Genomic DNA, 10,860 nt, shown 5'->3' on the forward strand with positions numbered 1-10,860 from the left:
GCCCGCCGGCGTCAGAGCCGGATTCCCCACCCGAAAGGATCGTTGTCGTCGATCAGCAGCGTGGCTTCGGCGCTGATGTGCGCACGGCCGCGCAGCGTTGGAATGACCTTGCCGTCGTCCAGCGTGTAGCTGGCCTCGAAGCGGCTGCCGATCACGCTGGCCTGTGTCCACACCTCGCCCGGCGCGAGCTTGCCGTCGGCCGCGAGGCAGGCGATCTTGGCGCTGGTGCCGGTGCCGCACGGCGAGCGGTCGTAGGCGTTGCCTGGGCAGAGCACGAAGTTGCGGCTGTCCGCACCGCTGTCGTCATTGGCGAAGAGCTCGATATGGTCGATCTCCGCGCCGTCGGCGCCCGTGATGCCTTGCGCCGCCAAGGCCTTGCGCAGCGCCGTGGTGTAGCCGGTCAGCGCCGCGAGGTTGTCGCTCGCCACGCGCTGGCCGTGTTCGCTGACCAGGAAGAACCAGTTGCCGCCCCAGGCCACGTCGCCTCGCACGGTGCCATGGCCCGGCAGATCGACCGCCACCTGGTGCAGGTGCCGGTATGCCGGCACGTTGCGCACGCTCACCGAACCATCGGCATGCAGCGTGGTGGTGACGGTGCCCACGGGCGTCTCGATGCGGTGCTCGCCCACGGCGATGCGCCCGATATGCGCAAGGCTCGCGACCAGCCCGATGGTGCCGTGGCCGCACATGCCGATGTAGCCAGTGTTGTTGAAAAAGATCACGCCGGCCGCTGCATCTTTCGACACCGGCTCGCACAGCAGAGCGCCAACGATCACGTCGCTGCCGCGCGGCTCGAGCACCGTGGCGGCACGCCATTTGTCGTGCTGCCCGGCCAAGAGGGCGCGGCGCTCGGCCATGCTGCCGCCGCCCAGATCGGGAAATCCGCCGATGACCAGGCGCGTGGGCTCGCCGCCCGTGTGCGAATCGACGATCTGGATGCGTTGCATGTCTTCCTTCGGCTCAGTAGCTGGCGAGGGGAACGGGCGCTGCGTTCTTGAAGGTGAACACCGTGATCGGCGCCTGCTTCATATTGCCCTTGTCGTCGTAGCTGTAGGTTGCGGCCACGCCCTTGTAGGTCGTCTTGTAGAGCTCGGCGCCCACCTTGTCGGGGTCGATGGAGTTGGCCTTTTGCATCGACTCGCCGATGAACAGCACCTGGTCGTAGTACGAAGCCGCATACGCGTCTGCATCGACGTTGAAGCGCTTCTTGAACTTCGCCTTGAAGGCCGGGCCGCTTTGCGCCTTTTCGAGAATGGAGCCGCCCTGCGCGCAGAAGACGAGGTCGTTGACCGCATCGCCGCCGAGTTTGCCGGTGGCCGGGCTGCACACCGTATCGCCGCCCAGGAGCTTGCCGGGCACGGCGAGCTGCTTCATCTGGCGCGCCATGGGTGCGGCCTGCGGTGCATAGCCGCCGAAGAAGATGGCTTCGGGCGCCTTGGCCTTCATGTTGGTGAGGATGGCGGTGAAGTCCACGGCCTTGTCGGTGGTGAACTCCTGGCCGACGATGGTGAGGCCCTGCTTCTTGGCTTCCTTGGTGAACTCTTCCGCCAGACCCTGGCCGAAGGCGGTGCGGTCGTCGATCACGCCCACCTTCGTCACCTTGAGCACCTTGGCCGCGTACACCGCCATGCTGGAGCCGATCTGGTTGTCGCTCGCGATGATGCGGTACAGGTTCTTGTAGCCGCCCTGCGTCACCTTCGGGTTGGTGCCCACGGTGGAGACCATGGTGCCGCCATCGGCGTAGATGCGCGAAGCCGGAATGGCCACGCCCGAGCAATACGGGCCCATGACGTACTTGATGCCGTCGTCCACGAATTTCTGCGCCACGCTCACGCCGGACTTGGCGTCGCACTGGTCGTCTTCGGAGACCAGCTCGAACTTGAGCGTCTTGCCGCCGGCGGTGATCTTCTTTGCGTTGAGCTCTTCGATGGCGAGGCGCACGCCGTTTTCATTGTCCTTGCCCGCGAATGCGTTGGGGCCCGAGAGCGGGCCGCTGTGGCCGATCTTGACGACCTGCTCCTGCGCATTGGCATGGCCTGCGATGGTGAGGGCAGCGAGGCCCACGAGGCCGATGAACGGAACCATGCCTACTTTTGTCTTCATGCTTCTTCCTAGGTTGGGAACGACGAAAAGAGCGGTTATTACATAACCGACTGGTACTGCGCAGGCCGCGTGGCCAGCGCCTTCTTCACGATCGCCTCGACGGCCGCGCGCTCCTCGCCGATGAGCGGCAGCCGCGGGCGGCGCATGTGCTCGCTGCCCACGCCCACCAGCGCATCGATCAGCTTCAGGTTCTGCACCAGCTTGGTCGACACATCCAGGTGCAGCATCGGCGTCATCCACTGGTACAGCTTCAGTGCCTCGGCGAACTTGCCGGCCTTCATCAGGTCGTACAGCGCCACCGTCTCGCGGGGGAACGAGCAGCCCACCCCGGCCAGCAGGCCGTCCGCGCCCAGCGCCAAGCCTTCGTACGCCAGGTCGTCCACCCCCAGGAACAGCTGGTAGCGGGTGCCCACCGTGTTGCGCAAGTCCGTGATGCGGCGGATGTTGTCCGTGCTCTCCTTGATTGCCGCGATCCACTCGCAGTCCGCCAGCTCCACCATGTGCTCGGGCTTCAGGTCCACGCGGTAGGCCACCGGGTTGTTGTAGACCATGATCGGCTTCTGCGCCGCATTGGCGATGGTGCGCACATTGAGCATTGCCTCGCGCGCATCGGCCACGTAGATCACCGAGGGCATCACCATGAAGCCCGCCACGCCCAGCTTGTTGGCCCCGTCCACATAGCGCAGAGCCTCGCGAGTGCTGGTTTCCGAGACATTCGCCAACACCGGGATGCGGCCGTCGGCCGCTTCCAGTGCGATCTTCGCGACCTGCAGCTTCTCTTCGAGCGTGAGCGTGCTCGCTTCACCCAGCGAGCCGCAGGTGACCAGGCCGTGGATGCCGTTGCGGATCTGGAAGTCGATGTGGCGTGCGGTGCCCTCGGCATCGATGCTTTCGTCGGCGTGGAACTTGGTGGTAATGGCGGGGAAGATGCCTTGCCAGCGGGGATTGGTCACGGATGGTGCTCCTGATGTGTGCGGTGGAAATCAGGCGCACTTTAAATATATTAATAATATATCGTCAAGACATTTTTGCTTTGCCGCAGCGGTGGCACGAGGCCGGCTCGCCCACGTCTTGCGTGTTAGGTCTTATTCGGCGCGCGGCGCGCCGGCCTTGCCGATGTCGGCAAGGCCCGAACGGAAGCGCTCGGCTTCGCTTCGCATGCCCCGCGAAATGGCTTCCCAGGTCCGGGCGGGGAAGTCGTCCGGCAACAGGGCCTCGACTTCACCCAATGCCTCGTCCAGCGACTCCACCATCTCCAGCATGGCGTTCCACACGCCGGTGCCGCCGTTCTTCATTGCCAGCTGATGCCAATGGCGCGTCTGGATGGTGTGGAAAACGTAGTGCTTGTTTTTGGAACGAACCGCCATGGCCAGCCCCGCCTTGCGCGGCTGGAACTGGTTGGGCCCGTTGCCGAAATAAGGCCACATCGAAATGATGTCGTAGAGCGGCGTCATGTCGTAGACGTCGCCTTGGTACAGGCGGACCGAAAAGTTCTTGGCGTGGCCGTCTGTTGCGGCCAGCAGAAAGAAGGCCAGCTGGGTCAGGAGGAACCGGGTGCGGTCGTCGGCGCTCCGGCTTCCTTGCAGGAGTTGCAGGCAATTGGGCATGCCGGGGCCTTCGTCTTGCTCGTACTTCTTGGTCGACGGCAGCCCCATGGCTTGGCAAAAATCTTCTTGCGGCAGGCGCGCGATCCATGTGCCGCCGTCCATCCACTCGCGATCGAAACGCTCCACCACCAGGACAGTCTGGCCCTCGAAGGTCGCCATGGATGTAGGCGCCACAAGCAAGCCGAGCGCCTCGACGATCTGCGCGCAAACCCATTCGTTCTGCACCGAGTCGGATGCGTCCACGCGCCTGGAGCCGCCGATGAGTCCGAGCGGCAGCTTGATGATGTGCGTGGTGGGCGTGGCGCCGTGCGGGCGGCACCATGCGCCGTTCCAGCGGGTCAGGGCGGTCTTCTCCTGGGCGCCGGCAAGGGAGATGCGAAACAGGTCCTCGTCGCGCATGCTTTCGGGGGTGGCGTCGGACGGCACGGCCCGCAGCAGCTCGGCGATTTCCTTGTGGCCAAGGGGCTCGCAGTTCATGGCCCTCCAGCCTTCGGGCTCGGCACCTTCGGGCAGCAGCTGCACCGCACCGACACAGTCGCGCCCGATGGCTTCGAGCAGGTCGAAGGTATTGATGTCCTTGAGCTTGAAACGATGGCCCAGACGCACCCGGATCCCGATGTTGTCGGGCAGCAGATTGTCGAAGTAGTTCCTGACCACGTCGCCCCGGACTTCGAGCGTGCTGTTGATCGGAATCGACAGCGACAGCGATCGCTGCCGCGGCGATTCCAGCCATCCGGGGTGATACCGGAAAGTGTGCGAGTCGCGATCGACAGACCAGGTGCCGACCAGCTCCCCGTTCATCCACGCATTCAGCGCCTGCATTACCAGGAGCCCGTCTTTGGCCGGATGACGAAGCTGCGGCGCGACGTGGGCTTGACGTCCTTGCCCGGGTTCAGGGCTTGAAGCTGGCGGAGCAATGCACCCGGCGCGGTCGATTGAGCCTGAGCCGACCCGTCCCCGGTCGATTGGAGCGCTGGAGCGTCCGCCTCCCCGGGAGACAGCGTTACCAGCACGGAGCCGCCACTCATCTTTCGGGTCGTCCATGGTCCCGCTGGGACGTTCACGGCCGTGTCCTGAGGCGACTCGTATTTCGAGCGCTCCTCCATGGCGTACACGGGGCCGCTTGAAGGCGCTTCTTCCCGCAGGTAGAAGGACGCGCCCAACACCGACAGAAGCTTCGCCAGTTGCTCGAGACCGACAGCCCCGGGATTCGCCTCAATCTCCGCGATACGTGCTTGGCTAACGCCGACGAGCGCACCCGCTTGCGCCTGTGTCAGGCCGCGTTTTTTCCGTAGCGCCTTCAGGTGGGGCCGCAACTGGTCGACGAAGCGAAGGGGATAGTCCATCTTGCAAGCAAGATATCGGCCTTAGCTTATTTTGTCAACATACAAGATTTGGCATATTTTTACCAAATACAAGCCTGGGCTTTTATTTTCCAGAAACAAGGTATGGCTTGTAATTTACACCTAATCGATCTTCGCGCCCGATGCTTTCACGACCGCCCCCATTGCATCCCAGTCCGCGCGCAGCAGCTTCTGGAACTCTTCGGCGCTTTGCGTGCGCGGCTCCACGCCCAGGCGCTTGAAGCGCTCCTGGATCGCCGGATCGGCCAGCACCTTGTTCGTGGCCGCGTTGATCCGCTCGACCTCGGCCTTGGGCGTGCCGGCGGGCGCGAGCAGGCCGATCCATGAATCGAAGGCGTAGCCCGGCAGACCGCTCTCGGCCACGGTCGGCAAATTTGGCAGGAACGGGCTGCGCGCCTTGCCAGTGGACGCGAGCAGCTTCATGCGCGGGTCCGCCTGGAAACCCATCACGCCGATGCTCGAGGAGATGACGGCCTGCACGCGGCCCGCGAGTACCTCGTTGACCGCCTCGCCGGTCGACTTGGTCGGAATGTGCGTCATCTCCAGCCCCGCCTTGGCAAGGAACGACGCCATTGCAAGGTGCGTGGCGCTGCCGTTGCCCGCCGAGGCGTAGTTGTACTTGCCCGGGTTGGCCTTGACCTCCTTGATGAAGTCCGCCGTGTTCGAGACGTTGAGCCCGCTCGCCACCGCCAGCACATAGCCCGCGTTGCCGATGTTGGCCACGCCCACGAAATCCTTCAGCGGGTCGTACGAGAGCTTGCTGTACAGAAAGCCCGCGATGTTGTGGCTCGCAGCCGCGAGCACCAGCGTGCTGCCGTCCGCCGGCGCCTTGGCCACGGCTGCCGCGCCCACCGTGCCGCCGGCGCCCGCGCGGTTCTCGACGATGGCACTGGCGTTGAGCGCCGCGCCCAGCTCGGCGTTGAAGGCGCGCGCTACCGTGTCCTGCACCGCGCCGGTGCCGAAGGGCACGACGATGTGGATCACGCGCTGCTGCGCGTGGACGGGCAGCACGAGGGCGCCGAGCGTCGCGGCGGCTGCAAGCGCAGCCAGCGAACGCCGGGTGAACAGGGTGGAGGTCATCGGAGTGGCCGCTTTCATCATCATTGGCAGTAAAAAAATTCAGGCACCCGACGGCAGCCAGCGCTGCACCAGCTTCACGAAGTAGCTGGCGCCAATCGGAATGATCTCGTCGTTGAAGTCGAACGAGGTGTTGTGGATGATGCAAGGGCCGGGCCCGTGGCCGTCGAGCCGGTGGTCGCCGTCGCCATTGCCCAGGAAGGCGTAGCAGCCGGGCCGCGCGAGCAGCATGTGGGCGAAATCCTCGGCGCCCATCACGGCGGGGAAGTTGTCAGTCACCATGTCGTCGCCCACCACCTCGCGCATCACGCCCGCGGCAAAGCGCGCCTCGGCCACGTGGTTGACCACCGGCGGCGAAGAGCGGTTGAAGAAAACCTCCGCCGTGCAGCCATGCGCCGCGGCCACGCCGGCGGCCACTTCGCGCAGCCGCGCCTCGATCTTGTCGATGGCTTCGATCGAAAAGGTACGGATGGTGCCGCCGACCGTGGCCACATCGGGAATCACGTTCGGTGCATCGGAGCCCTGCAGTTGCGTGACTGCGAGCAGGGCGCGCTCGGTGCTGGGAATGGTGCGCGGCACGATGGTCTGCAGCTGCTGCGCAAGGGTGATCACCGCGGCCACGGGGTCGATGCCGGTATGAGGCATCGAGGCGTGCGTGCCGCGCCCGCGCACCGTGATCTTGTAGGTATTGCTCGACGCCATCAGTGCGCCTTCGTTGAGCGCGAAGCGGCCCACGTCGCCGACCGGGAAGTTGTGCAGCGCAAAGACCGCGTCGCACGGGAAGCGGTCGAACAGGCCGTCCTGGATCATCTTCCTGGCGCCGGCCTTGCCCATCTCCTCGGCGGGCTGGAAGATGAAATGCACGGTGCCGTCGAAATCATCCGGCCCCTGCTGCGACAGGTGCCAGGCTGCGGCCAGCAGCATGGTGGTGTGGCCGTCGTGGCCGCAGGCGTGCATGCGGCCGGCGTGGGTGGACTTGTGGGCGAACTCGTTGGCCTCGTGCAACGGCAACGCGTCCATGTCGGCGCGCAGGCCGATGGTGCGTGTGCCGGTGCCTTTGCGCAGCACGCCGACGAGGCCGGTGCCGGCAATGCCGCGGTGCACCTCGATGCCCCATTCGGCGAGCAGGCTCGCCACCTTTTCGGAGGTTCGATGCTCTTCGAAACCGAGTTCGGGGTGGGCGTGAATGTCGCGTCGGATATCGACGAAGCGGGAAACGCTGTTGGCAAAGGAATCGACGATGTTCATGGTGGCAAGTGGTCGTAGGGGCGAACGATTCTGGCGCAAGGCGGCGCGCAGCGCCATGCGCGGCGGCGAGCCAATCGGTCAGAGGCCGGCCAGCACTTGGTCGAGCGTCTCGACCAGCAGGTCGGCATGGGCTTCGGCAAACACCAGCGGCGGGCGGATCTTGAGCGTGTTGGCGTTTTCTCCGGTGGCGCTCAGCAGCACCTGCCGCTCGCGCAGGCCATTGACGATGCGCGCGGTTTCCGCGGTGGCGGGCGTGCGCGCCTGGCGGTCCGTGACGAGCTCCACGCCCACGAACAGGCCCGCGCCGCGCACGTCGCCGATCAGCGCATGGCGCTCCGCGAGCTTCGCGATTTGCGCCCGCAGGTAGCTGCCGACACGCCGCGCATTGGCCATCAAGCCTTCGCGTTCGATCACGTCGAGCACCGCCATGCCGGCGGCCATCGACACCGGATTGCCGCCGAAGGTATTGAAATAGCGGCACTCGCGGCCGAAGGCGGCCAGCACCTCGGGCCGCACGGCGAGGCCCGCCAGTGGATGCCCGGCGCCGAGCGGCTTGCCCATGGTGACGATGTCGGGCACCACGCCGTGCCGCTGGAAGCCCCAGAACGCATCGCCGGTGCGGCCGAGACCGGGCTGCACTTCGTCGGCGATGAAGAGGCCGCCGGCCTCGCGCACCGCGTCCACCGCCTCGGCCATGAAGCCGGGCGGGTCCGTGAAGATGCCGTCGCTCGAAAACACGGTGTCGACCATCAATGCGGCTGGGCGCATGCCGTGCGCCTTCAGGTCGGCGATGGCTTCGCGCACGCCTTGCGCAAACGCGCGGCCCAGTTCGCCGGGCGCGATGCGATAGCTGTCGGGCGCCGGCACGGTGCGCACCGCGTCGCCGAGCTGCACGAACTTGCCGAGCGATGGCGAGGCCTCGGCGATCGACGCGGTCACGCCGTGGTACGCGAAGCGCGTGACGATCAGCCCCTCGGCCTTGGTGTGCGCGCGTGCGATGCGCATCGCGAGGTCGTTGGCCTCGCTGCCGGTGCAGGTGAACATGGCGTGCGCGAGCTCGGCCGGCATGGTGGCGAGCAGCCGCTCGGCGTAGTCGAGCACGCCTTCGTGCAGGTAGCGCGTGTGGGTGTTGAGCACGCCGGCCTGCCGCGCGATGGCCTCGACCACATGCGGATGGCAATGGCCGACCGAGGCGACGTTGTTGTAGGCATCGAGGTAGCGTTTGCCGTCGGCGTCGTACAGCCACACGCCCTCGCCACGCACCGGGTGCAGCGGCGTGTCGTAGAACAGGCGATAGGCCGGGCCGAGCACGCGCGCGCGACGCTCGACGAGTGCCTGGGTCGAAGGGGCGAAGGTGGTCATGGGCGATCTCTCAGAGGTTCAACGTGCGTCGGAAGGCGGCGGTTGCGACTTTGGTGCCGATGCGCTCGCAGGCCTGCAGCCGCGCCCACGACAGCGGGTTGTTGCGCAGCAGGTAGGGCGCATTCTCGGGATAGCGCGCGGCACGCCAACCGCTGATGGCCACCACCATCACGAGCCGCGCCGCAATCAGGTCGAACAGCACGCCAACCTCGGCCGGCGATAGCGGCCGCACCGCGTGGTACGCGGCGACCAGCGGCACGACGGCCGCGAGCGGGTCGTCGCCGGTGCCGGCCTGGTAGGCGGCGGCCACGGCCAGGTCGTTGATGCACGGCGCGCGCACCATGTCGCCAAAGTCGAGGATCGCGGCAATGCGGTCGGTGTCGGCCGGATCGACCAGCACGTTGTAGATATTGAAGTCATTGTGGATCGGCTGCGCGGGCAGCATGCGCAGCACCGGCTTGGCGTCGCGCTCGAAGCGGTCGAGCGCGGCGGCGGCCAGCGCGCGGCGTTCCGGCTCGGCGATGTGCGCGAGCAGGCCGCGCACGCTGTCGGCGCGCTGCAGGTCCCAGGGCAGCGGCAGGTCGCCGGCCGGGTGGTCGAAGCCTGCGAGTGCAATGTCGAGCCGGGCCAGCATGCGCGCGAGGTTTTGCTGTTGCAACGGTGTGCGCGTCGCCTCGGGCAGCGGCAGGCCGGGCAGGTAGGTGAAAAGGCGCACCACGCGCGGCAAGCCGTCGCCCGGGCCGCACACGAAGGAGGCGGCGCCATCCTGCGTCGGCACGATGCGCTGCACCGGCAGGCCGGGGTCTGTGGCCGCGAGATGCAGCAGGGCCTGGGTCTGGAAGTCGGCCACCAGCGCGGTCTCGGCCGGGTGCGAGATCTTCAGCATGAAGCGGGCGCCGTCGGTGGCGCGCTCGAACCGGTAGTTGCGGTCGCGCTCACCGGTCAGCGGCTTCATCTCGCCCTCGATGCCGTAGCGCTCCTGTGTCAGCTGGCGCACCCAGGCGTCGTCGAGCGGGGGTGAGCCTTCGCTGAGCACCTGCGCGTCGGCGAACTCTGCATTCGTCATGCGGCGCTCTCGAACCCGCGCAGCGCGCTCGCGATGTTGGGCCCCAGGTCGTCGGAAAGGTAGCCGCCTTCTTGCACCAGCACCGTGGGCAGCCCGAGGCGCGCGATCTCGGCCAGCAGCACCGCAAAGCCGGCGGTCTGGATCTTCATGCCCTTGTACGGGTCGCGCTCGTGCGCATCGAGCCCCAGTGCCACCACCAGCGCGCCGGGCGCGTAGGCGCGGACGCTGTCGCAGGCATCGCGCAGCGCGGGCAGGTAGCCGTCGATGTCGGTGCCCAACGCCAGCGGCTTGTTGATGTTGTAGCCCAGGCCTTCGCCTTCGCCGCGCTCGTGCGCATGGCCGATGAAGAAGGGCGTGAAGTTGCGCGGATCGCCGTGCAGCGAAATGGTCAGCACGTCGGCGCGGCGGTAGAAGATGCCCTGCGTGCCGTTGCCGTGGTGCACGTCGATATCAAGAATGGCCACGCGGTCATGCACGCCGCGCAGGTGCTGTGCGGCAATCGCCACGTTGTTCAGGTAGCAGAAGCCGTTGGCGCGGTCGGCGTACGCGTGGTGGCCCGGCGGGCGGCACAGCGCATAAGCGGCCCGCTCGCCGTCGAGAACGAGCTGCGCCGCATGCGTCGCCATGTTCGCCGAGGCGATGGCGGCCTCCCAGGTGCGCGCGCCAATGGAGCAGGCGTTATCGCCCATGTGGAAACCGGCCTGGCCGACCACGCTGTCGGGGTAGGTGCAGGGCTGGCCCGGGAAGGGATGAATGTTGGGCATCACCTCTTCGGACGGATCGTCCAGCAACTGCCAGCGCGCGTAGGCGGTTTCAAGAAAGCGCAGGTACTCGGGCGTGTGGATCGCGGCGCGCGGGCCGGCGCCGAAGTCACGCGTGGCAACGATCTCGTGGCCCTCCTGCTCGACCGCCTTCAGCAGGCGGAACGCGCGCTCGGGCTGCTCGTTGCTGCGCTTGAGCTTGCCGCGCACCATGAAGAGCTGCGGGTCGTGGTCCTTGTGCGTGTCGCTGTAGACGACTTTCATCGGCGTGT

At 66.6% G+C, this 10,860-nt stretch carries 10 protein-coding genes; all 10 read right to left on the bottom strand.

Features of this window, described 5'->3' with window-relative positions:
• Window positions 1-11: 11 nt before the first annotated feature.
• On the bottom strand, window positions 12-947 hold the full coding sequence (locus ABIC94_RS01600) for a 4-hydroxyproline epimerase (protein WP_354370830.1): 936 nt from the start codon (window positions 945-947) through the stop codon (window positions 12-14).
• Window positions 948-960: 13 nt separating this feature from the next.
• Entirely contained in the window at window positions 961-2,103 is a 1,143-nt protein-coding gene (locus tag ABIC94_RS01605) for a branched-chain amino acid ABC transporter substrate-binding protein (RefSeq protein WP_354370832.1), read from the bottom strand.
• A 38-nt stretch (window positions 2,104-2,141) separates the two neighbouring features.
• Entirely contained in the window at window positions 2,142-3,056 is a 915-nt protein-coding gene (locus tag ABIC94_RS01610; protein ID WP_354370833.1) for a dihydrodipicolinate synthase family protein, read from the bottom strand.
• Window positions 3,057-3,188: 132 nt separating this feature from the next.
• Window positions 3,189-4,532: a type II toxin-antitoxin system HipA family toxin gene (locus tag ABIC94_RS01615; RefSeq protein ID WP_354370834.1), complete on the bottom strand. Its 1,344-nt coding sequence runs from the start codon at window positions 4,530-4,532 to the stop codon at window positions 3,189-3,191.
• Complete coding sequence (locus tag ABIC94_RS01620; RefSeq protein WP_354370835.1) at window positions 4,532-5,056, bottom strand: helix-turn-helix domain-containing protein; 525 nt, start codon at window positions 5,054-5,056, stop codon at window positions 4,532-4,534. Before ABIC94_RS01620 ends, ABIC94_RS01615 begins: the two co-directional genes overlap by 1 nt.
• 120 nt (window positions 5,057-5,176) lie before the next feature.
• Window positions 5,177-6,154, bottom strand: coding sequence for a tripartite tricarboxylate transporter substrate-binding protein (locus ABIC94_RS01625; protein WP_436317911.1), 978 nt, complete (start codon window positions 6,152-6,154; stop codon window positions 5,177-5,179).
• Window positions 6,155-6,193: 39 nt separating this feature from the next.
• Window positions 6,194-7,399 carry a M20 aminoacylase family protein gene (locus ABIC94_RS01630; RefSeq protein ID WP_354370837.1) on the bottom strand — a complete coding sequence of 402 codons (1,206 nt, stop codon included), beginning with the start codon at window positions 7,397-7,399 and terminating at the stop codon, window positions 6,194-6,196.
• Window positions 7,400-7,477: 78 nt separating this feature from the next.
• Window positions 7,478-8,761, bottom strand: coding sequence for an aspartate aminotransferase family protein (locus tag ABIC94_RS01635; protein WP_354370838.1), 1,284 nt, complete (start codon window positions 8,759-8,761; stop codon window positions 7,478-7,480).
• A gap of 10 nt (window positions 8,762-8,771) precedes the next feature.
• A complete protein-coding gene (locus ABIC94_RS01640) occupies window positions 8,772-9,827 on the bottom strand; it encodes a phosphotransferase (protein WP_354370839.1) in 1,056 nt (351 codons plus the stop codon).
• Window positions 9,824-10,852, bottom strand: coding sequence for a histone deacetylase family protein (locus ABIC94_RS01645; RefSeq protein ID WP_354370840.1), 1,029 nt, complete (start codon window positions 10,850-10,852; stop codon window positions 9,824-9,826). Before ABIC94_RS01645 ends, ABIC94_RS01640 begins: the two co-directional genes overlap by 4 nt.
• Between the last annotated feature and the right edge of the window lie 8 nt (window positions 10,853-10,860).

Source organism: Variovorax paradoxus (assembly GCF_040544635.1).
Taxonomy (GTDB): Bacteria; Pseudomonadota; Gammaproteobacteria; order Burkholderiales; family Burkholderiaceae_C; genus Variovorax; species Variovorax paradoxus_R.

Excerpts from the sequence above, each read along its gene's own strand:
- ABIC94_RS01635 (WP_354370838.1), bottom strand. The coding sequence starts at position 8,761 with ATGACCACCTTCGCCCCTTCGACCCAGGCACTCGTCGAGCGTCGCGCG.
- ABIC94_RS01600 (WP_354370830.1), bottom strand. The coding sequence starts at position 947 with ATGCAACGCATCCAGATCGTCGATTCGCACACGGGCGGCGAGCCCACG.
- ABIC94_RS01625 (WP_436317911.1), bottom strand. The coding sequence starts at position 6,154 with ATGACCTCCACCCTGTTCACCCGGCGTTCGCTGGCTGCGCTTGCAGCC.
- ABIC94_RS01605 (WP_354370832.1), bottom strand. The coding sequence starts at position 2,103 with ATGAAGACAAAAGTAGGCATGGTTCCGTTCATCGGCCTCGTGGGCCTC.
- ABIC94_RS01615 (WP_354370834.1), bottom strand. The coding sequence starts at position 4,532 with ATGCAGGCGCTGAATGCGTGGATGAACGGGGAGCTGGTCGGCACCTGG.
- ABIC94_RS01640 (WP_354370839.1), bottom strand. The coding sequence starts at position 9,827 with ATGACGAATGCAGAGTTCGCCGACGCGCAGGTGCTCAGCGAAGGCTCA.
- ABIC94_RS01645 (WP_354370840.1), bottom strand. The coding sequence starts at position 10,852 with ATGAAAGTCGTCTACAGCGACACGCACAAGGACCACGACCCGCAGCTC.
- ABIC94_RS01620 (WP_354370835.1), bottom strand. The coding sequence starts at position 5,056 with ATGGACTATCCCCTTCGCTTCGTCGACCAGTTGCGGCCCCACCTGAAG.
- ABIC94_RS01630 (WP_354370837.1), bottom strand. The coding sequence starts at position 7,399 with ATGAACATCGTCGATTCCTTTGCCAACAGCGTTTCCCGCTTCGTCGAT.